The organism is Erwinia sp. 198, assembly GCF_003937915.1.
Classification (GTDB): domain Bacteria; phylum Pseudomonadota; class Gammaproteobacteria; order Enterobacterales; family Enterobacteriaceae; genus Erwinia; species Erwinia aeris.
In genome coordinates this window covers 165,352-190,673 of record NZ_RHUM01000001.1, presented here as the reverse complement: position 1 = coordinate 190,673, position 25,322 = coordinate 165,352, and the positions used below count along the sequence as shown (strand labels likewise).

The following is a 25,322-nucleotide window of genomic DNA, read 5'->3' as shown; positions in this document are numbered from 1 at the left end:
GCGTATTATCCACGGATGACGAGAACAAAACGACCCCCTGAAGACGGAACGGTGTTATGAGTGTATTCGCGCCCGGTATGATCCTTTTCGCGTATCTGTGCGGCTCCATTTCCAGCGCAATCCTGGTATGCCGACTGTTCAGATTACCCGACCCGCGGCAGAATGGATCCGGCAATCCCGGCGCCACTAACGTGTTGCGTCTTGGCGGTAAAGCGCCTGCGCTGCTCGTCCTGCTGTTTGATATCCTGAAAGGTATGCTGCCGGTCTGGCTGGCCTATCATTACGGACTTTCGCCCTTCTGGCTTGGCCTGATCGCTATCGCGGCCTGTCTGGGTCATATCTACCCGGTCTTTTTCCGGTTTAAAGGCGGTAAAGGCGTGGCGACGGCGTTTGGCGCCATCGCGCCGATTGGCTGGGATCTCACCGGCCTGATGACCGGTACCTGGCTGCTGACCGTCCTGCTGAGCGGCTATTCGTCGTTAGGCGCCATTATCAGCGCGCTAATCGCGCCGTTTTATGTCTGGTGGTTTAAACCGCAACTGACTTTTCCGGTAGCGATGCTTTCCTGCCTGGTGCTGTTGCGCCATCATGACAATATCCAGCGTCTCTGGCGCGGCCAGGAAACTAAAATCTGGAAGAAAAAGCGCAAATAAAATCACTTAACATCCTGTTAATTATATAAAAGCAGGATTAGGCCCTTTGGGTTAATTCAATAAGATCGTTAACCCGCACTTAAGATGCGGGTTTCTTTTTTATGACAGGAAAATGTGATGAAAGAATTAACACGGTATGAAGTAATGCAGATCGGCGGGATGATCGAAAGCGCTGTCGTCGGTATTCTCTGGTCGGCGGCTGGCTGAATGGCCTGATGGGCAACCGGTCGAATAACAAACCGCGCCATCGCCGTGAGCAATGGCGCTTTACCGTCTGTCGCGCTGTAGCGGCGGCGGTTCTGCAAGCTGTGCCGCTTTAACGTCAGTCGTTTTGCAGCGGCGACAGTTCCGCAAGCGGCCAGCGCGGACGGACGCTGACGCTCAGATCGTTACTGGTTCCGCCTTTGAGTCTGACCATCCCCGCATAGGCGATCATCGCGCCGTTATCGGTGCAGAATTCCGGCCTGGCGTAAAACACCTCTCCGCCCCGCGCTCGCATCACGTCGGCCATTCTGGTGCGCAGCGTACGGTTAGCGCTGACGCCACCCGCGATCACCAGACGGGTGAAGCCGGTTTGCTCCAGCGCGCGCTTGCATTTGATAATCAGCGTATCCACCACGGCATCTTCAAAGGCGCGGGCTACATCCGCACGCGTTTGATCGTCATTGGCGTTTTCACGAATGGTATTCGCTGCGAAGGTCTTCAAACCGGAAAAGCTGAAATCCAGCCCCGGCCTGTCGGTCATAGGACGCGGAAAGATAAAGCGCTTTTCCACGCCCTGCTGCGCCATTTTCGACAGCATCGGCCCGCCCGGATAGTCCAGACCCAGCAGCTTGGCCGTCTTATCGAAGGCTTCGCCGGCCGCATCATCCACGGATTCGCCAAGCAGCTGGTATTCACCGATGCCGGTGACGCTAATCAGCTGCGTATGACCGCCGGACACCAGCAGCGCGACGAAGGGAAACGCAGGCGGATTATCTTCCAGCATCGGCGCCAGCAGATGCCCTTCCATATGGTGTACCGGCACCGCCGGCACGTTCCAGGCAAAGGCCAGCGAACGGCCAATGGTCGCCCCGACCAGCAGCGCGCCAACAAGGCCAGGCCCTGCGGTATAGGCGACAGCATCTATATCTTGCGCCTGCAGGCCCGCCTCTTTTAGGGCAGCCTGAATTAAAGGCACGGTTTTACGCACGTGATCGCGCGAGGCCAGTTCCGGCACCACGCCGCCGTAGTCGGCGTGCAGTTTGACCTGGCTGTAAAGTTGGTTAGCGAGCAATCCGGCGTTATCGTCGTAAATCGCGATACCGGTTTCATCGCAGGAAGTTTCTATTCCGAGCACACGCATGGCATTTACCTCATTCTTGCGGCGCGCAGTGTAACATGAAGCCGCTTCGCGCTGCGGCAAATTTCCGCGTTATCCACCGATGGCCATGATCGATAAGAGGAAAATTTCATCGCCTCGCCTCTTCGAGTACGGTATACTCCTTGCCCTGAAAAAACCGGCAGCCGCACAGGCGCATCTGTTGGTGAGACATTATGCTATGGTGCTTTACAACGCAGCCTGTGTTGGAGTAAAATTCCGCACCATTTTGAAACAAGCTGGCACTGACGTCAGCAACAAAACCGAATTTATCGAGGTGAGAGTTACATGCCGGTAATTAAAGTACGTGAAAACGAGCCATTTGACGTAGCACTGCGTCGCTTCAAGCGTTCTTGCGAGAAAGCAGGCGTTCTGGCTGAAGTTCGTCGTCGTGAGTTTTATGAAAAACCTACTACCGAACGTAAGCGCGCTAAAGCTTCTGCTGTGAAACGCCACGCGAAGAAACTGGCTCGCGAAAACGCACGCCGCACTCGTCTGTACTAATTATTGAGGGCTTGCCCTCAGGCTTCACAGACCAGTAGTAGTATACAAGGCCGTGCTTTCCGAAAGGAATGCGCGGCTTGTTCTCGTTTATGAGCTGATAGGCCTATGGCTGGACGAATTCCACGCGTATTTATCAATGACTTGCTGGCTCGCACGGACATCGTGGATCTTATCGATGCGCGCGTAAAGCTAAAGAAGCAGGGCAAGAACTATCACGCGTGCTGTCCCTTTCATAACGAAAAGACGCCCTCTTTTACCGTCAACGGTGAAAAACAGTTTTACCACTGCTTCGGCTGCGGCGCACACGGCAACGCGATCGATTTTTTAATGAACTACGATCGGCTGGAGTTCGTCGAAAGCATTGAAGAACTGGCAACGCTTTATGGCCTCGAAGTGCCCTATGAGAGCGGTTCCGGCCCCAGTCAGTTAGAGCGCCATCAGCGCCAGAGTCTTTATCAGCTGATGAGCAGCCTGAATGATTTCTACCAGCAGTCACTTACGCAGAACCAGGCGGCTGGCGCGCGCGATTATCTTACCAAACGCGGTCTTAGCGACGATGTTATCCGGCACTTTTCGATTGGCTTTGCGCCTGCGGGTTGGGATAACGCGCTAAAACGTTTTGGTCGCAGTCAGGAAGATCGCCAGTCTCTGAGCGATGCCGGTATGCTGGTCACCAACGATCAGGGACGCAGCTACGATCGTTTTCGTGAACGCATTATGTTTCCTATCCACGATAAGCGTGGACGAGTTATCGGGTTTGGCGGCCGCGTGGTCGGCGATGCACTCCCTAAATACCTTAACTCGCCGGAAACCGAAATATTCCATAAAGGCCGCCAGCTGTACGGCCTGTATGAAGCGCAAAAGAAACATCCGGAACCCGCTAAGCTTCTGGTGGTGGAAGGCTACATGGACGTGGTGGCGCTGGCGCAGTTCGGTATTGATTATGCGGTTGCATCGCTCGGCACTTCCACCACCCCCGAGCATATCCAACTGCTTTTTCGCACGACCGATACGGTAATTTGCTGCTACGACGGCGACAGAGCGGGTCGGGAAGCGGCATGGCGTGCGCTGGAAACCGCATTGCCTTACATGAATGACGGACGTCAGCTACGCTTTATGTTTCTGCCGGACGGCGAAGATCCCGATACGCTGGTGCGGAAAGAGGGAAAAGACGCGTTCGAGGCGCGGATGGAGCAGGCGATGCCGCTCTCCGCTTTCCTGTTCGATACGCTGATGCCGCAGGTGGATCTGCGTTCCCCGGACGGCAGGGCACAGCTGAGTACGCTGGCGCTGCCGCTGATTAGCCAGGTACCAGGGGAAACGCTGCGTATCTATCTGCGTCAGGAACTGGGCAACAAACTGGGCATTCTGGACGATAGCCAGCTGGAAAAACTGCTGCCAAAGCAAAGCGAAGGCGCGAAGTTGCCCCAGCAGCCCCAGCTAAAACGCACAACCATGCGTATACTGATTGGATTGCTGATCCAGAATCCGGAGCTGGCGACGATGGTCCCTTCGTTGGAGGGGCTGAATAATTCGGAGCTTCCCGGGTTCCCGCTATTCGTAGAGTTAGTGAGTACTTGCGTGGCGCACCCTGGCCTGACGACCGGCCAGTTACTGGAACTTTATCGCGGCACAAAATTTAGCCAAAGCCTTGAAACGCTGGCAACATGGAACCACATGATAGTTGAGGATGAAGTGGAAACCATGTTCAAGGACTCGCTGGCCAGTATGTATGATGCGGCGCTGGAGCGCAGGCTGGAAGAGTTAATTGCGCGTGACCGCACGCACGGCCTGAATGCCGAAGAGCGTCGTGAATTCTGGACGCTCAGCCAGGCCCTGAAAAAACAGTAACAAACGGATTAACAGCGGCGATGAAAATATGATGAAGCGCATATCGTCGCAGCCGGTTTAAACGTTATCAGCAGACAAACCGGCAGGAAAAAGCTTCTGTCAGCATATCCGCGGCTTAAGTGCCGACTATCCGCCAGGTTGAGCCTGGCAGCCGCCACGATGGGCAGCGGCAATAATCCAACGCCCTCACTGTTATTGTTGGCTGCTTAAACTTAGCCGACCAACACCAATCTAATTTAACAGAAGTGTGGATACCGTCTTATGGAGCAAAACCCGCAGTCACAGCTGAAGCTGCTTGTCACCCGTGGTAAGGAGCAAGGCTATCTGACCTATGCCGAGGTCAATGACCATCTGCCGGAAGATATCGTCGACTCCGATCAGATCGAAGACATCATCCAGATGATCAACGACATGGGCATACAGGTTGTGGAAGAAGCGCCTGATGCCGACGATCTGATGCTGAATGAAAACAGCAGCGATACGGACGAAGATGCTGCCGAAGCGGCTGCTCAGGTACTCTCCAGCGTTGAATCTGAAATCGGACGGACTACCGATCCGGTCCGTATGTACATGCGCGAAATGGGTACCGTTGAACTGCTGACGCGTGAAGGCGAAATCGACATCGCCAAGCGTATCGAAGACGGCATCAACCAGGTGCAGTGTTCCGTTGCCGAATATCCGGAGGCTATCACCTATCTGCTGGAGCAGTACGATCGCGTCGAGGCCGGCGAAGCTCGTCTTTCCGACATGATCACCGGTTTTGTCGATCCGAACGCGGCAGAAGAGATTGCGCCTACGGCAACGCATGTAGGTTCCGAACTCTCTGAAGAAGAGCGCGACGACGACGAAGACGAAGATGAAGAGTCCGACGACGACACCGCTGACGATGACAACAGCATCGACCCGGAACTGGCGCGGGAAAAATTCACCGAGCTGCGTACGCAGTACGAAAAAACGCGTACGGTGATCAAGGCCAAAGGCCGCAGCCATGCCGACGCCGTCAGCGAGATCCAAAACTTGTCCGACGTCTTTAAACAGTTCCGCCTGGTGCCGAAGCAGTTTGACTACCTGGTGAACAACATGCGTACCATGATGGATCGCGTTCGTACTCAGGAACGCCTTATCATGAAACTGTGTGTTGAAATCTGTAAGATGCCGAAAAAGAACTTCATCACGCTGTTCACCGGCAATGAAACCAGCGAAACCTGGTTCAACGCCGCATTGGCAATGAACAAACCGTGGTCCGAGAAGCTCAAGGACGTGTCGGAAGACGTTCAGCGCAGCCTGATGAAGCTGGCGCAGATTGAAGAAGAGACCGGCCTGACGATTGAACAGGTAAAAGACATCAACCGTCGGATGTCTATCGGCGAAGCGAAAGCGCGTCGTGCGAAAAAAGAGATGGTCGAGGCTAACCTGCGTCTGGTTATCTCTATCGCTAAAAAGTACACCAACCGCGGCCTGCAGTTCCTGGATTTGATTCAGGAAGGCAACATCGGCCTGATGAAAGCCGTGGATAAGTTTGAATACCGTCGTGGCTATAAGTTTTCTACCTATGCTACCTGGTGGATCCGTCAGGCTATCACCCGCTCTATCGCGGACCAGGCGCGTACCATCCGTATTCCGGTGCATATGATTGAGACTATCAACAAACTCAACCGTATTTCTCGCCAGATGCTGCAGGAGATGGGTCGCGAACCGACGCCGGAAGAGCTGGCCGAGCGGATGCTGATGCCAGAAGATAAAATCCGCAAGGTACTGAAGATCGCCAAAGAGCCTATCTCCATGGAGACGCCGATCGGTGATGATGAAGATTCGCATCTGGGCGATTTTATCGAAGACACCACGCTGGAGCTGCCGCTGGACTCCGCCACCTCCGAAAGCCTGCGTTCAGCAACACACGACGTGCTGGCCGGCCTGACGGCGCGCGAAGCGAAAGTGCTGCGTATGCGTTTTGGTATCGATATGAACACCGACCATACGCTGGAAGAAGTCGGTAAGCAGTTTGACGTTACCCGTGAGCGTATTCGTCAGATTGAAGCCAAGGCGCTGCGTAAGCTGCGTCATCCAAGCCGCTCTGAAGTGCTGCGCAGCTTCCTGGACGATTAATCCAGCCTGCGTGACAAAAAGCCCCGGCCCAGGCCGGGGCTTTTTTCTGTGGCCCGGCAGTCCAAAACAGAAAGATCCTGCCCCCCGCAATATAGCGCGCTTTATCTGCCCCGCTGGTGCAATTGCCTGAACCTGGTACTGGATCTGTTTTTCCCAATCGTCTTAACGAGCGGCCAGAGCCAGCGCTAATTCTTTGTAGGCCGCTACCAGCTCTTCCTGCGACGCGCGGTTCAGCCCGCTGGGATTGGGCAAGACCCAAACTTCCGTCTCACCCAGCTTATGTGGCTGCCTGCCCCAGTCTACCTTACTGACGCCAAAAGCCTGCTTATAGGCCTGCTTGCCTAATACCGCCAGCGCCTCGGGCTGGTAGCGCATGATCTTATCGACCAACAGTTTGCCGCCGTCGCGCAGCTCCGTAGCGGAAAGCTCCGTAGCCTCACGGGTGGGCCTTTCCACCAGCATGGTGATACCGCAGCGCGTGGTCAGTAGCCGCTTTTCCTCTTCCGGCTTTAGCTGACGCTCGGTGAAACCCGCCTGCCAGATTGTTTTCCAGAAGCGGTTTCCGGGATGAGCAAAATGAAACCCGGTATGCGCAGAAGATTTTCCCGGATTGATCCCGCAAAAAATCACGCCAAGGCCGGGCGCAAGAATATCGTTGATACCATGTATCTCGGCTTCCATACTTTTTCTCCTGTCGTTCAGGGAAGAGTAAACCAGCTCAGCGCTTCACAGCCTCTTCCTGCTGATAAAGCGGCATCACTTGCAGGGCGACCGCCCTGCGCGTCTTTATCTTCGTGATCAATAGCTTTAAAGGTAGCTTACGACGCCGTGGCGCTTTTGCGTTGGCGGTCAAAAGCGTCGCGCAGCCAGTGTACGAATCCGCTTACCGCCCGTGGAACCTGAGCAGCCCAGGGACGGACGACGTAAAGATGTTCGGCAAAAGCGCCCGACGTTCGCCACTGCGGCAAAACCTCGACCAGTCTTCCGTCGGCAAGGGCACCCTGCGCGCTGAAATCAGGCAGCAGCGCGATGCCTAACCCTTCCAGCGCGGCATCCCTTATCGATTCGCTGTTATTGGTCGCGAACGGGCCGCTGACGTTAACCACCACCTTTTCGCTGCTGTTTTCCCGGCAAAAAGTCCACTGCGGCGTTTCCGTGCCGCGCGGATAGTAGAGGCATTGATGTTCGCTTAGCGCCTGCGGCGTTTGCGGTTGGCCGTACTGGCGCAGATAAATCGGTGACGCCACAACCAGCGCGCGCGTGGCGCATAGCGGTAGCGCTACGTGTGTATCGGGCAGCGTATCGCTATGGCGAATGGCAAGGTCGAACCCTTCGCTGGCCAGGGAAACCAACCGATCGGACACTTCCAGCTGTATACGAACCTGGGGATGTTTTTTCAGGAAGGCGGTGATATGCGGCACCAGCTGCTGTCGGGCAAAAGCGACCGGCGCGGTGACGCGGATCAATCCCCGCAGCGGCCCGGCCGAATCGCGCACGCTGAAAAAACTCTGCTCTATCTGAGCGAAAGGTGCGCGCAGCTCCTCAACCAGCTTTTCGCCCGCGCTGGTCAGCCGCAGGGTGCGGGTAGTTCTGGTTACCAACGGCACGCCCGCCTGCTGCTCCAGCTCTTTGATTTTCTGGCTCATGGCGGCCTTGCTGACCTCAAGCCTTTCGGCAGCGCGGGTAAAGCTGCCCTGCTCCGCCAGCACGGTCAGCCAGTAAAGATGTAGCCATAACGCATCGGTTTTTATAGCCATCGAGATTGTTCACTATAATAAATAATCATTTCAACTATAGCGCTTTTTCCCACGCGCTAATGCCCCTAAAGTAACCCCTGCCCTACAGGCGCCATTACACTCTATATCAAGGGGAAAACCATGCCATTACTGCAATTTGACGTAATTCAGGGTCGCTCGGAGTCGGAACTGAAAACGCTGCTGGATGCCGCACACCGCGCCGTGCTGACCGCTTTTAAAGTACCGGCGCGCGATCGCTACCAGATTGTTCACGAGAACAAGGCTTATCAGATGGTGTTTGAGGATACCGGCCTGGGGCTGACGCGCAGCGATAACCTGGTGATGGTACGGGTGTTTACCAGCCCACGCAGCGATGAACAGAAGCAATTTTTTATGGCGGAGCTGTGTCGTGAACTGCAGGAGAGCTGCGGTATTTCACCGGCCGACGTTATGATCAGCTTTATTACTAACAGCAAAGGCGACTGGAGCTTCGGTAACGGCGTGGCGCAGTATATGACCGGCGAGCTGTAAAGCGTGGGCGGTGAAACAATCCCCGGCCAAAGCCGGGGAAAGCGAGGATCAGAAGTCGTAACGCAGACGCACCAGGTTCATATCGCCCAGGTTATCGCTGCTTGAGGTAAAGACGTGTTCATAATCCACGCGGAAACCGTAGTCGAGCTGGAAGGTGATCCCCACGCCGTTATCGATACGCTGATAGTCGCGATCGTTAACGTATTCCAGACGGTCGCCCATCACATATGGCATAAAGGTTTTCAGGCCATAGTTGCCAACCGGGATGGTATAGCCCGCAAGGTACTCAATACCCCACGCATCGCCAGCAAAGTAGTTATCCACGCCTTTTTTCTTGCTCAGCAGATAGTTCTGGTAATAGCCGCCGCCAAGCGAGAAGGTCCAGCGGTCCGGCTTCCAGCTAAGGGAAGTCCCGTAAATGTTCTGGTTCCAGGTTTTATCGGCGCCGGTGCCCGGATTACGCATATCTGCACGGGTATAGTTCCACGCCGCGCCCCAGGTCAGCTCTTTGCTCAGATGATAATCCACGCCCAGCGAGCCGCCGCCCTGACGCTTGTAGCGCAGGCCATCGCCCGGCAAATATTCGTTATCGGCAAACAGATAAGAAGCCAGCACGTCCGCGTTACCGAAGGTGTTTTTATACTTCAGCATTTTGCGTGAACGGTAAGAACCGTCGTAGTCGCCGTTGATGCCGTTGCCTGGCGCCTGCGCCAGCATGTCGTAGTCCCAGATATCGGTTTTCGCGCCGACCACATCGTAATACACGCTGTTCTGCTGACCGAAGGTCAGTTTACCCCAGGTTTTGCTCTGGAAACCGGTGTAAAGCATACGGCGGCTGGTGTCATGCGCTTTGGCCGCATAATGGTTGTCCCAGTCGAACAGCGCCGGAATATTTACGCCCAGCTCGTAATACCCTACCCAGCTGACGTCGTCAAACAGGTAGTAATCGGCCAGGAAACGGAAACGGCTGGCGCCATCAAAGCCGTTACGCTTGTAGGCATTTTTACCGTCGTCGCCGGTCAGGTTATTGAACTGGGGACGGATACTGCCGCCAACGGTGAAATTCAGACGGCTCAGCGGATCGCCCGCCTGCGGATCCTGCTTGATCAACGTGACTTCAGCGTTTGCGGCAAAAGACGCCCCGCCCATCACCAGCGCCAGACCGACAGCCTGACTTAACACGCGCATTTTTGTTAACATTATGTAGCCCTGTAAAGCATTGCTAAAAAAAGAGAGAACGAAAAAAACAAAAAAACGTCACATAAAGCCGATTTTGCGCGCGATTATAGGGAGTAAACGCGGCAGTACAGCGGATAAAAAAGGCTTTTGTAAAATCTCTTATCTATTTTTGTTTTAGGATTGCTAAAAACTCATACCGATAAACGCCCGGGGCGATACGTTTTCTCATCCCCTGGCGACGCTGCGTCCCTGTTTGCCGATAACGCTGGAGAGCCTGACCAGGTTTTCGGCAGCGAAGGCCTTAATCTTTAATTAATTTATTTTTAGCAGTGACGACTGGTTAGCGTCCTTGTCCCTCGTTAAACGCGAAGTTAAACAGAACCTCAACGAAAGTTTATCCCCGTGACAGCGGTCATTTTTCTCGCCTGGCCGCTTATTGCCAGCCTTAATCGGCTGCGTTAAATTGGAAGATTCGCTACAAATTGGTGATTAATGCCGGCAAGGACTGCCTTTTTCGGGGAATATAAAAAATAATGGGATCTGAATCACTTTCACTGCTTCTTTTTATCGCTTCCGCCGCGCTGTACAGCTGGAAAGCCGGAAAAAACAGGCTGGGCTTTTCTGCCATTGTCGTGCTTCTGGGCATTTATATCGTGCTGAACGCTTCGCTGCTTGCCAGCAATTATTTTACGGGCGAAGGCATTAACGACGCGGTTATCTATACTCTCACCAACAGCCTGAGCGGCGCGGGCATCGGTAAATATTTGCTGCCTGCCGCAGGCATGGTGCTGGCGCTGCTGGTACTGTTCGCCCTGCTCGCCTGGATCTTACGACGCGGCCGAAAGCGTAGCGGCAGCAAGCTTTGCGGCCTGCTGGCGATCATGCTGGCGCTCGCCTCGATCAAAACCACGCCCGCTTACCAGCAGGTGGCCAATCTGCTGAAATCGCAGCTGGGCAAAGGCGACTCCGATTTTTACGCGCACTATAAAGTGCCCGGCACGCAGATACGCGGCGATAAACCAAATCTGGTTTATATCTATGCCGAGAGCCTGGAGCGCACCTACTTTAACGAAGAGGCCTTTCCCAATCTTGCACCGGAACTGAACGCCGTCAAAGCGGGTTCGCTGGATTTCAGCAACACCCAGCAGCTGCCCGGCACCGAATATACGATTGCGGGAATGGTTGCCTCGCAGTGCGGTATCCCGCTGTTCGCGCCTTTCGACGGCAACGCCTCCAGCTCGCTTTCAACCTTCTATCCGCAGAATGTCTGCCTGGGCGACATTCTGAAAGCGGCGGGTTATCAGAACTACTTTTACCAGGGCGCCAGCCTGAGCTTTGCCGGTAAAGATCTGTTCCTCTCCTCGCACGGATTCGACCATCTGTATGGATTTAATGAACTGAAAAGCGTGGTGAAAGATCCGAACTACCGTAACGACTGGGGCTGGTATGACGATACGGTACTGGATAGCGTTTACGATAAATATGTTGAACTGGCGCAGCAGGGACGGCCTTTCTCGCTGTTTGCCCTGACGGTGGATACGCACCACCCTGACGGTTTTATTTCGCGCAGCTGCCAGCGCAACAGCTATCTGTGGGAAGGCAAGCAGAACAAATCTTTCGCCGCCGTCGCCTGCAGCCAGCAGCATATTGCGCATCTGATAGAGCGGATCCGCGCCACGCCGTGGTTTAAAAATACGATTATCGTGGTCAGCTCCGATCACCTGGCAATGAACAATACCGCCTGGAAATTCCTTAACCAGCACGACCGCAGCAATCTCTTCTTTATGCTGCGCGGCGATAACGACGACGGTAAAGTCATTGCGGTTAAGCGCAGCACGCTGGACAACGGCGCGACGGTGCTGGACGCGCTGGGCGGCGATAACTTTATCGGCCTGGGACGCAGCAGCCTTTCTTCCTCTTCTCTTGCCGCGACTTACCTGAATATCAAAGAGAAGATCAACGAATGGAAGCCGGACGTGATCAAACTATGGAATTTTCCGAAGGCAATTGCCGATTATAAAACGGACACGGTGAACAACACCTTCAGCTTTGCCGGCGTGCATTTCAAACTGCCGCTGCTGCTCTCCGTTAAACCGGGAAAAATCGAGCCGAAGTTCGACGTCTATCTGGCGCCGCCGCTAAAACAACAGCTGGCTAATTTTGCTCCGGATGAGAAGTTCGTCTGGATCGATAGCTGCTTTAAAATGGGCGACGTCTGGGATGAGAAACTGGCGCTTAACAGGCAGTTATGCATTGCCGACGGCACGCTGAATTCACCGCCGACCCTCCGCGAGATCAAGCCCGGCGTGACGCAGGGCCGCGTGGGCTTCCGCCAGATTGGTCAGCAAAGCGAGGAGCGCTATCAGCAAACCGTGACCCGGCTGCGCATTGCCGATGAGGATTTACGCTATGCCTCCGACACGCTGCTGTTTGCCCTGCCCGGCCTGCCCAAACAGGTGCAGAAGGTCACCGGCCTTTCCTATATCGAACCCTGGGGCGGACGCTGGTCCGATGCCGGACTGCTGCCGGAAGTCACCCTTACCTGGCTGGAACCGCTGCCGGAAACCTTCGATCTGCTGCTGACGGCCCGCGCGTTTGGCGCCAATAGCCAGCGGCCCTTCGTTGTTAAAATTGGCGATAGCGAGCAGAGGTTCCGCCTGAGCCATAGCGACAGTACGGTCAGCATCCGCCTGTCCAACCCGACACGGCAGCGCACGCTGGTTATCAGAGCGCCGGTGCCGGAAACCACTGCCGAAGGCGCGGTGGCCGGTTTCACCGCCCGCCAGCTTGGCATTGGTCTGGTTAGTCTAAAAATCGTGCCTGTTCAGTAAATTGCCCTCTCCCCGGCCGCCCTGGCCGGGGAAGCCCGCCGCTTTCTTTTTCTTTTCCATCCATGTCTTATGCGCGATTTCGCTCACAATGCCATCAAGTTTTCACGCCTGCTGCCGATTTAATGCCCCTGTAATGCTAAAGGTTTCCTCAGTGACTCTTTTTTAAACAGCAAGGAACAATCCGGATGATTTCTGTAAAAAACTTGAAAGTCGGCGTGCGCCTTGGCGCAGCGTTTGCCCTGGTAATACTGTTATTAATCGTGGTCAGCGTAACGGCTATTGTAAAAATCGGCAGCATTAACGGCGCGGTGGATCGCATTATTAACGATCGTTATATCAAGGTAAGGCTGGCTTTTGACGCGCGCGACGGGGTTAACGATCAGATTAAATATCTGCGCGGGATGGTTATTGAGACCTCGCATCCGGAGAAAAACCAGAAGCGTTACGGCCAGCTGGACAGCGTGACGCAGCAAACCAACGACACGATAGACAAAATTGCCAAACTGCAAACAACCGAAGTCGGCATCAAGAAAATCCAGGCGGTAAAAGAGGCAGCGCAGCAGTTTGAAGCGGCCAAAAACGAGCTGCTTACTTTAATACGCGCCGGTAATCAGGATGTCGCCGCCGACTATGCGCTGATGAAAATGACGCCTTCCCAAACCGCCTATCTGGATATCGTAAAGCGTTTTGCCGACTCACAGTCCGGACAGCTGCAGGCGGAAGGCGCTAACGCCGTTGCCGATGGCGCTACCGCAATCCGCATTACGCTGATTTTCTCCACGCTGGCGGCGTTATTGGCGGTCGTGCTGGGCTATTTCCTGACCCGCTCTATCGTTGCCCCGCTGCGCGAAGCGGTTCGTATTGCTGAAAACGTGGCGGCGGGCGATCTGCGCACGCTGATCCGCGTAAATTCAACAGACGAAACCGGTCAGCTAATGCAGGCGTTGAAAACCATGAATGAAAACCTGCTGCGTATCGTGACCGAAGTTCGCTCCGGCACCGAGCTAATCGCTACCGCATCCGGCGAAATTTCACTGGGCAATATGGATCTTTCTTCCCGTACCGAGCAGCAGGCCAGCTCGCTGGAGGAAACCGCTTCCGCAATGGAGCAGATGACCTCTACCGTTAAGCAAAACGCCGACAACGCTCGTCAGGCTAACGAGCTGGCCGCGCTGGCCTCTAAAGTGGCGGTGCAGAGCGGCTCGGCGGTGAATCAGGTCGTCAGTACTATGGAGATGATCAACACCTCGTCGAAGAAAATTGTCGATATCATCAGCGTGATTGACGGCATCGCCTTCCAGACCAATATCCTGGCGCTTAACGCCGCCGTGGAAGCCGCCCGCGCGGGCGAGCAGGGTCGCGGCTTCGCCGTTGTCGCCTCGGAAGTCCGCAACCTGGCGCAGCGTTCGGCCTCCGCCGCTAAAGAAATTGCGCAGCTGATCCAGGATTCCGTCAATAAAGTGGACGAAGGCGGCAAGCAGGTTGCCAAAGCGGGCACCACGATGGAAGAAGTGCTGGCCAGCGTGAAGAGCGTGACGGAAATCATGGGCGAAATCTCTATCGCCAGCCACGAGCAGAGCACCGGCATCGATGAGATCAATATGGCGATTACCCAGATGGATCAGGTTACGCAGCAGAACGCCTCGCTGGTGAATGAATCCGCCGCCGCCGCGCAATCGCTGCAGGAACAGGCTGAACAGCTTTCCCGCGCCATCGGCATCTTTAAAGTAAGCCATAGCGCGGCCTGATGGCTAACGGCGGCCCGTAAAAAAGAGGGCCGCCGCCCTTTTTTCCTCTTCAGGAAAAAGATTAGTATAAGGGCACTTTTCCGTTCCCGATGGATATACGCACGTTGAAACCACTCCACCTGCTGGCGCTCTGCGTCCTTTTTCCGCTCGGCGCGCTGGCCGCAAGAACCTCTCCCGATCCTTTGCTGGCCTCGCAAATTGTCGATCGCTACGCGCAGAATATCTTCTACAACACCAAGGCGACCGGCATGGCGATGGTGGCGATTGACGCCAACCAGCGCGTCTTTACCAGCCTCGGCTCGGTGCGCCCCGGCAGCGGCGTCAGACCGCAGAAAACGTCCGTTATCCGTATCGCTTCGCTGACCAAGCTGATGACCAGCGAGCTGCTGGTTAAGCTCGCGGAGAAAGGCGTGGTGCGGCTTGACGATCCGCTAAGCAAATATGCGCCGCCGGGCAGCGCGGTGCCGGCCTATGCAGGCCAGACGATCCGCCTGATAAATCTGGCTACGCATACCAGCGGTCTGCCACGCGAGCAGCCCGGCGGCAAGCCGAACCGGCCTGTTTTCGTCTGGCCAACCGCCAGCCAGCGCTGGAGCTGGCTGAAAAGCGCGCAGCTGAAAGCCGCGCCGGGCACCCGCGCTGCCTATTCCAATCTGGCTTTCGATCTGCTGGGCGATGCGCTGGCTCGCGCCGCAGGCACCTCCTATCCGGCGCTGCTACAGCGTGAAATTACGCGGCCCTTAGGCATGAAGGATACAACTTTTACGCCCTCGCCCGAACAGTGTTCGCGCCTGATGATCGCGGAAAAAGGCGCCAGTCCCTGCACCAATACGCTGGCCGCTATCGGCAGCGGCGGCGTCTATTCGACGCCTGAGGATATGGGCCGCTGGATGCAGCAGTTCCTCTCTTCCGATCTGCAGGCGCGTTCGCCGCAGGCCGATCGTATTCAGACCATGATTTATCAGCGCGACCAGCTGACCAACGTCGAGGGAATGGACGTGCCGGGCAAAGCCTCCGCGCTGGGTATGGGCTGGGTTTATATGGCGCCGCAGGGCGGGCGGCCGGGCATTATCCAGAAAACCGGCGGCGGCGGCGGCTTTATTACCTATATGGCGATGGTGCCGCGCTATAGCGTCGGCGTGTTTATCGTGGTAACGCGCTCGCCGCAGACCCGTTTCACGCCGATGAGCGATGGTGTGAATAACCTGCTGACCGAATTAATCGGCAATACGCCGGACAGCGCGCAGCTGGCCGCATCCATTATGGAAAACGAATAATGTCAGGCTGCGCGGCCTGAGGGTTTTCCCGCGGCCGCGCTTATCAGACAGTATGAGCAAAAGGATTTTTATGCAAGAAACATCCGATCGGGAAAAGAGCAGGAAGCCACGCGAACCCAGGCGCCCCCGAGAACCACGCCAACCTCGTGAACCACGAACGCCCAGGGAACCCAGGACGCCGCGAGAAGCACGCCAAAAAAGCCATAGTGAGCCCCCTCACCCGGAGGCCGGAGTCAGCTGGTGGTGTAGGAAAAAAGAACGGCTTTCAGCGGGCATTAAGAAAATAAAGGGCATAACGCTTCTACATCTTTTTGTTCTGCAAGGTATTAACCGCTACGACTATCTTTTTTTTATTCCGGCAGGTCTGCTGATTACTGCTGTAATGTGGTTGACGGAGTGGCTCAATCCCAACGCTGGCTCGGTTATCTTTAATACACTGCTGACCGATCATATGCCGATGCTGACGATTAATATCCTCTTTTGGTTTCTCTTTTCGCTGGTCGTTATCCAGCTGGGCCTGAAGAAGGAAAGCCGTAAGCTGAGCGCATTTTTACGGGTTATCATCCGGCGCCTCCATCAGCTTGTTTCACCCATCCTGCTGATTTTAATCGGCATGACGCTCGGTTTATTTACACTCAGTACGCCGCTTTTTTTGCAGGACCATAACTACTACGGCTACGCCGTCGTCTGGCTTCACCTGCTCAAAATACCCTATGCCCTGATCGTATTCAGCAACCTGCTCGTCTGGTTTTCTCATTCGCATTACGCAACGGAAACACGGGATGCTTTAAAAAGCGTAGCGGCTCGTTTTCTGGTCATTGCCGCGGGCGTGCTCCTGTTTACAGGCGGGCTGTTTTATCTCTGTATTCAGCCGCCTTCGATAACCCTTAAGTTTAGCGATAAGGAGTTTGCTGAGGTCAAAAGGCAGGCCGCCGCCGCAAACGAAAAACCGGCAGAATATTTGAAGAAGCTTGCTCTTCACGCCTGCAAACAGCCATAGCGGGCGCGATCAGTTAACCCGCATATAATGACCGGCGGCGGAGACATTGTGGCCAAAACCGCAGTCGCCGGTTACGCTGGTTGTCAGAGCCATCGGGGTAAATTTTAGCGTCACGTCGCAGTTTCCCCACTCGTCGTTGCCGCCTTCACGCTGCCGAAGCACGCCGCGACCATTAACAATGGCGGCTTTCCCCTCCAGGCTGCCGATGTTGGGGCCGTAATACATCGCCGCCAGCCCCGCCCAGACGCCATCGAAATTCACTTTATACTCTTTGCCTGCGGCAGAAACGACATAGCTGTTCCACATACCTCTTCCCGCATATTCCCAATATTCGCCAACGGGCGTAGCTGGCTGGGGCAGCGAGGCGATTTTGTTTTTGATTAACGCCAGGTTGTATTGAGATTTGGCATCCTTCTCATCAATCAGCAGCCAGGCTTTAGCCTTCAGATAGTCACCCTGACGGATCCAGGTAAGCGCTACGTTATTATAGGCCGTAGCGATAAGGCTATCCGGCAGTTCACAGGTTTCGCTCCAGCCAACCTGCTCCGTATAGCTGTCGCGCGCTTTTTCGTATTGCGCTGCTTTATAGGCTTTATCGCCAGCGGCGGCATAATTTTTAATTTTCGCGCAGTCTGTTTCCGGATGATCCGCGTCGGCGGCCGCGATTGTCGAGAAAAGCCCCAGCGTGCTGGCAATAAAAATCCGTAACATGAATCTGACCTCAAACTGAAGAAAAGGCCATCAGCTTAACAGACCTGTCTGAGAACATAAGTACCCAAACGCCCGCCGCCGTCAGGCGAAGAGTCAACGCTACCTGATCTTAATCAATACTCATCCGGACATTCCTCCGCATATTTTCAGCCAGTGACAATAACGTTTGTGATTTTAAAAAATTTGAAACGAGTGGAGAAGATGATGCTACAAAGAATGATCCTGAATGAGACCTCCTGGTTCGGTCCCGGCGCCGTCTCGCAAATCGTCCATGAGGTCAGCCAGCGCAGCCTCAAAAAAGCGCTGCTGGTTACGGATAAAACGCTGCTTAAAGCGGGCGTAATCGAAAAGGTCACCGCGCTGCTGGATCGGCATCATCTTCCTTACGTCATTTATGACGAAGTGGTACCGAACCCGACTATTGATGTCGTCACCCGTGGCGTAGAAGCGTTTAAAGCCGCGCAGGCGGACTATCTGATCGCTATCGGCGGCGGCTCGCCGCAGGATACGGCAAAAGCTATCGGCATCATTATCAACAACCCTGAATTCGCCGATGTTCGTAGCCTGGAAGGCTTTGCCCAAACCAAAAACCCCTGCGTGCCGATTATCGCCATCCCGACCACGGCAGGCACGGCGGCGGAAGTGACCATCAACTACGTGATTACCGACGAAGAAAATCGCCGTAAGTTTGTCTGCATCGATCCGCACGATATTCCGGTCGTCGCTATTATCGACGCGGACATGATGGCGAGTATGCCGCCTTCGCTCAAGGCCGCCACGGGGATCGATGCGCTGACTCACGCTATCGAAGGCTTCACGACTAAGGGCGCCTGGGAGCTAACCGACGCGCTGCATCTGAAGGCGATTCAGATTATCAACCGCTCGCTGCGCGCTTCCGTGGCTGGCGACAAACAGGGCGTAGAGGATATGGCGCTGGGCCAGTACGTGGCGGGCATGGGCTTTTCCAACGTCGGGCTGGGCCTGGTGCACGGTATGGCGCACCCGCTGGGTGCGTTCTACAACGTGCCGCACGGCGTGGCTAACGCCATTATCCTACCGCACGTGATGGCGTGGAACGCCGATTTCACCGGCGAGAAGTACCGTGATATTGCCCGTGCGATGGGCGTCGCCAGGGTGTGCAGCATGAGCCTGAGCGAAGCAAGAGAAGCCGCTGTAGAAGCCGTCCGACAGCTTTCTGTCGACGTCGGCATTCCCGCCCGCCTGCGCGATGTGGGCATGAAAGAAGAAGATATTCCGGCGCTGGCGCAGGCCGCGCTGGATGATGTTTGTACCGGCGGCAACCCACGACAAGCGACGCTGGACGATATCGCCAGCCTTTACCGCAAAATCTATTGATCGCATCCTGTGCAGGCCGCTGCGCCTGCATGTTGCCCAGGCGGTGAAGCCGCCTGCCGGAACGCTGCCGAATATTCGCTTTAGCTCCCGTGCAGCACATTCATCTATATTCGTTACATGGTATTAGTAATGAAATGAATGTCGCTAAAAGGGATAATAAGCTGAGACGCTTGATCCTGAGTGCTTTAACAAAGGGTCTACCCCGAAAAAGGCTTCACGTCCGTTACCCGCGTGGGCAGATCCCAGGTGCCGCCAGCGTGAATATAACGGCACATGCCGGTCATGGCGTCGCGGCTTTTGCGGAAAGCCTGGCCGTCCCACACCCAGCTTTTCAGGCTCATGCAGTCTGCAATACCCCGGCCCCTCTGCACAAAGGTAATCACGCCTTTTTCATAATCCGAGCCGGATACGGTCACCAGCACCGGTTTGCCTTTTAGTTGGTTATCAATAACCCAGTAGCCATACCCCTCGTTATAAGCCGCGCGCCAGCAGAGCGCCGAAAGCAAAGCGTGGCCGTCATCCAGTGGCGTAAGGGTAAGCCCGTCGTTTTCCGGGAGCGTATTTTCGGCCGGTGAAACCAGGCTGTCGCACATGTCATCGTCATTTTGATTGACCGTCGCAAGCAGTCGGGGTTTCAGCGCGGCCATTTCTGGCGCGGTCAGCGAACGAGGCTCGCCGCTGCGGATTTTTGCTGCCTGAATAACCGGCGCGGGCACCGCCTGAGCCACGCTGCTTTCCGGCTTATCGCCCTTTTTGGTGAGCGCGCCAGGCGTGCCGATGCGGCCCTGTACGTCGTCAGCTTTCAGCAGCACGGCATAAGCGCCCTCGCCAGAAAGCAGAAAAGGCGTCGCGCCGCCTTTAAATTCGACTTTACCGCTGCCTTTGACGGCGTCGAGTAACGCTGACGTCTGGCTGGCCGACAGCCGCCAGTTCTCGCCAGCCGCCACGAGATCGCCCGCTGGTTTCCCGTCGATCCATAGCGTCAGCTTTTGTACCGGCGCGCTGTCTTCTGCGCCGTCGGCCAGCGTCACCTCGCCCGTCGGCACCGTTCCGGGGCCGGCGGTACGGGTAAGCAAGACGGAGCCGGACGGATCGTCTTCTCTGGCATAACCCGCAACGCGGCAGGTCAGCGTGTTGTCGCAGGCTACTTCCCAGTCTTTGTGTTCAAAGGTTACGCCGCTCTGGCTGGCCAGGGCCGACAGGGAGAGCGTCGCCAGCGCAAAAAACATCGGTTTAGGATTCACTTTATCCCCTCACGTTTTATTTCTGATACCAGCGTGGGTATCTCTCTGTTGCCCAGGGTGCGGGGAAACCAGCAGCCATCGTTGATGGTTGCCAGGCTTTGACGAAACGCGGTGCCATCCCAGACCCATTCTTCTTTGGTCGCGCAGCTGCCGGCACTGCTTCCCATAATGACATTGGCGATCACGCCATCGTGCCAGGTTTGCGCGTCAGTGGTCACGACAACGGGCTTCGCTTTTAGCTGGCTGTCGGTGACCCAGTAACCGTATCCCTGGTTATAGGCCGCCCCCCAGCACTGAGTGGAAAGCAGCGTGTGCGTATCATCCAGCGGCGTGGCGGTAATATCGCCGCTGATAATATTGCCATTAACGTCCTTTTCCCCGACAGAGGTCAGATAATCGCACTGCTGCTCGCTGGTTAAGACGGCAAGCAGCTGCGGCCTGAGCGCTTCAGCCGCTTTTTGGGTTAAGACAGAGGGTTGAGCCTGACTGACTTTCGCCGCCTGAATTACCGGCATGGTCACGGCCTTAGCGACGCGGCTTTCAGGCCTGTCGCCTTTTTTAACCCAGGCGCCTGGCGTGCCGATACGGCCCTGCACGTCATCCACTTTCAGCAGCGCCGCACAGGCGCCCTCGCCGGAAAGCTGGAAGCTTTCGCGATCGCTTTTGAACCCGACCGTGCCGCTGCCTTTAACGGTATCGATCAGCGCCAGCGTTTGCGCTTCTGACAACCACCAGCGATTCGCCTTCTGCGTCGCTTCGCCCGCAGGCTGGCCGTTCAGCCACAGCGTCAGTTTTTTTACCGGCGCCTCGTTTTCCCTGTCTTCCGGCAGGATAATTTCGCCGGCGGTAGCCGTATGCTCGCCAGGTGCCCGCGTCAGCAGCACGCCGCCTGCATTCTCCTGTACGCTATGGCCGCCGATACGGCAGGTTAAGGTGTTATCGCAGGCCACTGCCCACGCCTTATGGTAAAAGGATACGCCGCTTTGCTGGGCGATAACCGGGGCGGCAAACGCTGCCGTAATCATTATCAGCTTTTGAAGAGGATTCACGCTACTTCCTGTTTCCTGAATATCGGGTGGGTGAAATCACAATTTGCTGATAAGCCTATTGCGAGAGTTTGGATCGGGCTCAACGATAGCGGCTATCGTGTAACCGTTTCTTTTTTATTACGCGCTTCAGTCAGCACGCTGTGCAGCTGACCAATGAAGATATCGCGGATAACAGGAGAAGGAATACCGCACGGTCGTCTGCAAAGGTAAGCAGGATCAAAAAAACCGCTACCTTCGCTATCTAAAAGATATTCATTTCCTTTATTGCATATCGGCCAGAAGGAATATCTGATAAGCAATACGATAAAAGCTAACGGCAGCAGGTTGGCAACAGATGGCAAAATCCGATGCATATAAATGACTCGGGCTATCCGGATATTTTCTGATTATATCGAAGAAGACAGATCGCCGTTATCCGTTTTTACCGTCCTGGCCAGCGCTTTCGCCTGCACCGGCCAGCCAGCCGCCCATATCCACAGGCGCTGGCCTCGCCGCACACGACTTTCCTAAACGAAAGCTCAGAAGGGATTTCCCGCCAGCTGCCCGAGCAGCTGCGTCAGCCTCTGCTGAACCTCTTCTTCCGGCTCTTTGCTTCGGGCCTCTGCCAGCATTGCAACGGCTTCCACCGGCAGCAAAGCCTGCGGCCAGGCTTCCAGCGCATTCAGCGCCATATGACGGTTACGCGTTACCGGGCTTTTTAAACCGGTTCGGATCAGCGTCCAGCCCTGTCCGGGAAAACGTTTTAAATCCTGCAGGATAAAGTCGAGCGCCGAATGCTGCTGATACTGTGGCCCCATCCCCAGGGATTTTTGCGGTCCGGAGGCGATGGCGGTCAGATCCAGCTCGCTTTCCGCCAGCGCGATAACCTGCGCGATATAATCCGGATTGTCGGTCTGCATCAGCTGATACCAGAGGCCGCTTTCCCGCCGTTCACGGTACCGATGATAAATAGCCGGCCACGGATCGCCGCCCTGCGCTCTGCAAAGCTGAAGCGCCGTATGAAAAATCATGGCGTCATCATGATGCAGCCCGGCCTCAATCAGCGCGGGCCACTCGGGTAAGGCACGGATCTGTTCGCACAGCGCCGTCAGTCGTTGCCGCTCCGCCTCGTCAGCAAACGCTTCTTCACGCGCCAGCCTGCCGATTTCGCCTGCCACCTCATAATGCAGCAGGTCGGCCGCTGTACCAGGCAGGATATGCGTGAGGTAACGCTCGCAGGCCAGCGCGGCGAAGGGATATTCATCAATACCGGGGCCGGGGTGACCGCTAATCATGCCGCGCAGGATTTCAGCGGCGCCCTTAAGCAACTCTGCATCAACCTCGCCCGCCAATGCTTCGTGCAGCATTCCATGCGCGGCGCAGTGCCAGGCGGTATATTCCACCATTACGGCATTGTTATAGCCCTCCCTTAACAGCCACTGACGAACGGCCCGATCCGGCGCGTCCGGCAGCCGCTCGATCAGCTGGATACGTCCCCAGCCTGTCGTGCGCTTTGCCAGCGCCAGCCATTCCTGCGCGAACTCCTCCGGCGGCAGGATGGCCCGCATCGCCACCGCGGCATAGAGGGTAAATTCATCGTGGCTGCCTAACGTTCGCAGAAGGTCAACGCTTTGCTGGTACGGGAAAAAAGCCAGCAGCGCCATAGCTAATTTCACCACCTGACGATCCGGCGCCTGCGTTGCCAGAAACACCGCCAGCGCCCGAAGGCGGCGAGCGTCAATAGCCTCAGAAGCGGCCATCGTCTTCAGCAGATCGTCAATAAAATTCAGCGGCGTATCCTGTTTTGCCAGTTGATAAAGCGCCTGCATGTTTTTCCTGCTGCTCCGCCGCAGCACGCGAACGATCGCCTGCGTCACCTGCGTCGCTTTGTCCCGATCGCTGCCGTGCGCGATATGATGTCCAAAGGCACCGTCCAGCGCGCCAGGCGCCCAGCGCAGCGTTTCCTCATCTTCTTGCGGCGCAGGCTCGTCCGGCAGCGTCTGTGCCGCTTCAGGCAGCACGCCCGTTTCCTGCGACCACTGCGCCAGCCAGCCATAGATGGCGCGCTGCTCTGTCGGCCATACCACCGGAAAACGCTGGTCGTCAGGCTGGCGGAAGATGTTGGCGATCCACTCTTTCATTTTTTTATCCCCTTTTTAATAAGTTACGCCATGCTCAGCACGGTTTTCAGCAGCAACGCGTCCAGATCGCGGCAGTCGCGCCGCTCGCTATCCGGCAGATCTTCGCTGACGCGGTTCTCGTCCAGCTGCTGGCGGATAAATGCATGGATGCGCTCCTGACGCTCGCCGTATTCCGCTTCGCCTGCGCGCTGCTTGCGCGCCAGCAGCCGTTCAATTTCGGCCAGCAGCAAGGGATCCGTTACCGTCCCTGCCAGCAGCTCTTCAAAACGCATCGGCGGCGCGCCTTTTCCGGCCTCTATCCACTGCACCGCCAGCAGCGGACGCAATACGTAGAAGTACTTTTTCAGCCGCACGCTGTCGCCCTGCAGATAGCTGTAAAAGTTTTTTCTTGCCATCGAGAGATAGTGCCAGCGCGCCCGCAGCGGCGAAAACCAGTCCGGTATTCTTTCCCGTAAATCGGCGACGATGGCCGTTTCCTGCTGGTAGATCACCGGCGAATCCAGCCATTCGATTAGCGTTGGATTGGCTCGTTTCAACAGGGCCAGCGCTTTGCGCCACTCCCAGCCGCAGACGTCCAGCGTATCGTCGATCGGCAGCTCGATAACGTCGCGCGGCGGCTCGATACGCAGATACCACTCCGGTTGATGTACATAGAGAAAACGCACGTCGTAATCGCTGTCCGGTGAGGCAAAGCCCCAGCCGCGGCTGCCCGACTCGCAGGCGTACAGCACTTTTACCGAGTGCTCTTCTTCTATCTGGCGCAGCACGCCCCGTACGCGCTCGCGCATTGCGCTGTCCACGCCATGTAATCCTGTTCTCATCTTTTTATCCTTTTACGCAAACTACCTGCGACAGCGTATGTACCACTTCCACCAGCGAAGACTGGGCGGCCATGACGGCATCGATATCTTTATAAGCCATCGGGATTTCGTCGATGACCTCTTTATCTTTTCGGCACTCCACGTGCGCCGTCGCGCGGCGCTGATCCTCCACGGTAAAGCGGGCTTTCGCCGCCGTGCGGCTCATGGTGCGCCCCGCGCCGTGGCTACAGGAGCAGAAGCTCTCTTCGTTACCCAGGCCGCGCACGATAAAGCTCTTCGCGCCCATCGATCCGGGGATAATGCCCATCTGCCCTTTTTGCGCCGAGACCGCGCCTTTGCGCGTCACCAGCACCGACTCGCCAAAGTGCGTTTCCCGCTCCACGTAGTTGTGGTGGCAGTTCACCGCTTCCAGATGCGTGGTAAAAGGCTTGCTGATAACGCGCGACATCGCCGCCAGCACCCGCTCCATCATGGCTTCGCGATTGTGACGAGCGTAATCCTGCGCCCAGCTCACCGCTTCCACGTAGTCGTTAAAATGCCTGCTGCCCTCTTCAAAATAAGCGAGGTTGCGATCCGGCAGATTGGCGATATGCCGCTGCATATCCTTTTGCGCCAGCGCGATAAACAGATTGCCGATGGCGTTCCCTACGCCACGCGAGCCGCTGTGCAGCATGACCCAGACCTGTTGGCTTTCGTCCAGGCAGACTTCAATAAAGTGGTTGCCCGTTCCCAGCGTTCCCAGATGCTGATAGTTGTTAGTTTTGAACAGCGACGGGTGTTTTTGCGTCAGCGTTTTAAAGCGCGGCGCCAGTCTGGCCCAGTGGCGATCCACCTCCTGCGGCGGCGTCTGCCAGGCGCCCTTATCGCGACCGGAACGGTTATTGGTGCGACCGTGCGGCACCGCCTGTTCAATGGCGCTGCGCACGCCCGACAGATTGTCCGGCAGATCGCAGGCCATCAGCGAGGTGCGCACCGCAATCATGCCGCAGCCGATATCCACGCCGACCGCTGCCGGGATAATTGCGCCTTTGGTCGGGATCACGCTGCCGATAGTAGAGCCTTTGCCCAGATGCACGTCCGGCATCACCGCCAGATGGCGAAAAATAAACGGCATTTTCGCCGTGTTCAGCAGCTGCTCGCGCGCTTCCGGCTCCACCGGCACGCCGTTGGTCCACATTTTTACCGGTACGCCTTTCGCCTGCTGTAGAGTCTGATAGCTGTTTTTCATCATCGTTTTCCTCGTTG

General features: G+C 56.1%; 21 protein-coding genes. 10 read left to right on the top strand and 11 right to left on the bottom strand.

Features of this window, described 5'->3' with window-relative positions; translation table 11 throughout:
- Positions 1–56: 56 nt before the first annotated feature.
- On the top strand, positions 57–653 hold the full coding sequence (gene plsY / locus EGK14_RS00910; RefSeq protein WP_125287190.1) for a glycerol-3-phosphate 1-O-acyltransferase PlsY: 597 nt from the start codon (positions 57–59) through the stop codon (positions 651–653).
- 322 nt (positions 654–975) lie between these two features.
- Here the strand turns inward: plsY and tsaD are convergent, their stop codons facing one another.
- Positions 976–1,998 carry a tRNA (adenosine(37)-N6)-threonylcarbamoyltransferase complex transferase subunit TsaD gene (tsaD, locus tag EGK14_RS00905; protein WP_125287189.1) on the bottom strand — a complete coding sequence of 341 codons (1,023 nt, stop codon included), beginning with the start codon at positions 1,996–1,998 and terminating at the stop codon, positions 976–978.
- A 303-nt stretch (positions 1,999–2,301) separates the two neighbouring features.
- Between tsaD and rpsU the strand changes: the two genes are divergently transcribed.
- From rpsU to rpoD, 3 genes are all read left to right on the top strand, one after another.
- Positions 2,302–2,517, top strand: coding sequence for a 30S ribosomal protein S21 (rpsU, locus tag EGK14_RS00900; RefSeq protein ID WP_001144069.1), 216 nt, complete (start codon positions 2,302–2,304; stop codon positions 2,515–2,517).
- 105 nt (positions 2,518–2,622) lie between these two features.
- Positions 2,623–4,368, top strand: a complete 1,746-nt coding sequence (gene dnaG, locus EGK14_RS00895; protein WP_125287188.1) for a DNA primase — start codon at positions 2,623–2,625, stop codon at positions 4,366–4,368.
- A gap of 261 nt (positions 4,369–4,629) precedes the next feature.
- Positions 4,630–6,474 carry an RNA polymerase sigma factor RpoD gene (gene rpoD / locus EGK14_RS00890; RefSeq protein ID WP_125287187.1) on the top strand — a complete coding sequence of 615 codons (1,845 nt, stop codon included), beginning with the start codon at positions 4,630–4,632 and terminating at the stop codon, positions 6,472–6,474.
- Positions 6,475–6,636: 162 nt separating this feature from the next.
- Here rpoD and mug read toward each other — a convergent pair whose 3' ends face one another.
- Both mug and EGK14_RS00880 read right to left on the bottom strand, forming a co-directional pair.
- Positions 6,637–7,155, bottom strand: a complete 519-nt coding sequence (gene mug / locus EGK14_RS00885) for a G/U mismatch-specific DNA glycosylase (protein ID WP_125287186.1) — start codon at positions 7,153–7,155, stop codon at positions 6,637–6,639.
- Positions 7,156–7,292: 137 nt separating this feature from the next.
- Positions 7,293–8,231, bottom strand: a complete 939-nt coding sequence (locus EGK14_RS00880) for a LysR family transcriptional regulator (protein ID WP_125287185.1) — start codon at positions 8,229–8,231, stop codon at positions 7,293–7,295.
- Positions 8,232–8,351: 120 nt separating this feature from the next.
- Between EGK14_RS00880 and EGK14_RS00875 the strand changes: the two genes are divergently transcribed.
- Positions 8,352–8,741 carry a tautomerase family protein gene (locus EGK14_RS00875; RefSeq protein WP_125287184.1) on the top strand — a complete coding sequence of 130 codons (390 nt, stop codon included), beginning with the start codon at positions 8,352–8,354 and terminating at the stop codon, positions 8,739–8,741.
- Between the two features lie 48 nt (positions 8,742–8,789).
- Here EGK14_RS00875 and EGK14_RS00870 read toward each other — a convergent pair whose 3' ends face one another.
- A complete protein-coding gene (locus EGK14_RS00870; RefSeq protein ID WP_125287183.1) occupies positions 8,790–9,941 on the bottom strand; it encodes a porin in 1,152 nt (383 codons plus the stop codon).
- A gap of 512 nt (positions 9,942–10,453) precedes the next feature.
- On the opposite strand from EGK14_RS00870, the gene opgB reads away from it, so the two are divergent.
- From opgB to EGK14_RS00850, 4 genes are all read left to right on the top strand, one after another.
- Positions 10,454–12,751 (top strand): phosphatidylglycerol--membrane-oligosaccharide glycerophosphotransferase, encoded by a 2,298-nt coding sequence (gene opgB, locus EGK14_RS00865; protein ID WP_125287182.1) that lies wholly within the window; start codon positions 10,454–10,456, stop codon positions 12,749–12,751.
- A gap of 185 nt (positions 12,752–12,936) precedes the next feature.
- Positions 12,937–14,499: a methyl-accepting chemotaxis protein gene (locus tag EGK14_RS00860; protein ID WP_125287181.1), complete on the top strand. Its 1,563-nt coding sequence runs from the start codon at positions 12,937–12,939 to the stop codon at positions 14,497–14,499.
- Positions 14,500–14,588: 89 nt separating this feature from the next.
- A complete protein-coding gene (ampH, locus tag EGK14_RS00855; protein ID WP_125287180.1) occupies positions 14,589–15,776 on the top strand; it encodes a D-alanyl-D-alanine-carboxypeptidase/endopeptidase AmpH in 1,188 nt (395 codons plus the stop codon).
- A gap of 70 nt (positions 15,777–15,846) precedes the next feature.
- Positions 15,847–16,776, top strand: coding sequence for a hypothetical protein (locus tag EGK14_RS00850; protein WP_125287179.1), 930 nt, complete (start codon positions 15,847–15,849; stop codon positions 16,774–16,776).
- 9 nt (positions 16,777–16,785) lie between these two features.
- Here the strand turns inward: EGK14_RS00850 and EGK14_RS00845 are convergent, their stop codons facing one another.
- The gene (locus EGK14_RS00845; protein ID WP_233598408.1) at positions 16,786–17,487 is read right to left on the bottom strand and encodes a tetratricopeptide repeat protein; all 702 of its coding nucleotides are present in this window, start codon (positions 17,485–17,487) and stop codon (positions 16,786–16,788) included.
- 204 nt (positions 17,488–17,691) lie between these two features.
- On the opposite strand from EGK14_RS00845, the gene fucO reads away from it, so the two are divergent.
- A complete protein-coding gene (fucO, locus tag EGK14_RS00840) occupies positions 17,692–18,843 on the top strand; it encodes a lactaldehyde reductase (protein ID WP_125287491.1) in 1,152 nt (383 codons plus the stop codon).
- A 197-nt stretch (positions 18,844–19,040) separates the two neighbouring features.
- Here the strand turns inward: fucO and EGK14_RS00835 are convergent, their stop codons facing one another.
- The 6 genes from EGK14_RS00835 to EGK14_RS00810 form a co-directional block, all read right to left on the bottom strand.
- On the bottom strand, positions 19,041–20,072 hold the full coding sequence (locus tag EGK14_RS00835; protein WP_125287490.1) for a DUF1176 domain-containing protein: 1,032 nt from the start codon (positions 20,070–20,072) through the stop codon (positions 19,041–19,043).
- A gap of 11 nt (positions 20,073–20,083) precedes the next feature.
- Positions 20,084–21,136 carry a DUF1176 domain-containing protein gene (locus EGK14_RS00830; RefSeq protein ID WP_125287178.1) on the bottom strand — a complete coding sequence of 351 codons (1,053 nt, stop codon included), beginning with the start codon at positions 21,134–21,136 and terminating at the stop codon, positions 20,084–20,086.
- A 92-nt stretch (positions 21,137–21,228) separates the two neighbouring features.
- Positions 21,229–21,489: a hypothetical protein gene (locus EGK14_RS00825; RefSeq protein WP_125287177.1), complete on the bottom strand. Its 261-nt coding sequence runs from the start codon at positions 21,487–21,489 to the stop codon at positions 21,229–21,231.
- A 165-nt stretch (positions 21,490–21,654) separates the two neighbouring features.
- Positions 21,655–23,256 carry a hypothetical protein gene (locus EGK14_RS00820; protein ID WP_233598403.1) on the bottom strand — a complete coding sequence of 534 codons (1,602 nt, stop codon included), beginning with the start codon at positions 23,254–23,256 and terminating at the stop codon, positions 21,655–21,657.
- A 23-nt stretch (positions 23,257–23,279) separates the two neighbouring features.
- Positions 23,280–24,077 carry a nucleotidyltransferase domain-containing protein gene (locus tag EGK14_RS00815; protein ID WP_125287176.1) on the bottom strand — a complete coding sequence of 266 codons (798 nt, stop codon included), beginning with the start codon at positions 24,075–24,077 and terminating at the stop codon, positions 23,280–23,282.
- Between the two features lie 4 nt (positions 24,078–24,081).
- On the bottom strand, positions 24,082–25,308 hold the full coding sequence (locus EGK14_RS00810; RefSeq protein WP_125287175.1) for an RtcB family protein: 1,227 nt from the start codon (positions 25,306–25,308) through the stop codon (positions 24,082–24,084).
- Positions 25,309–25,322: the final 14 nt, after the last annotated feature.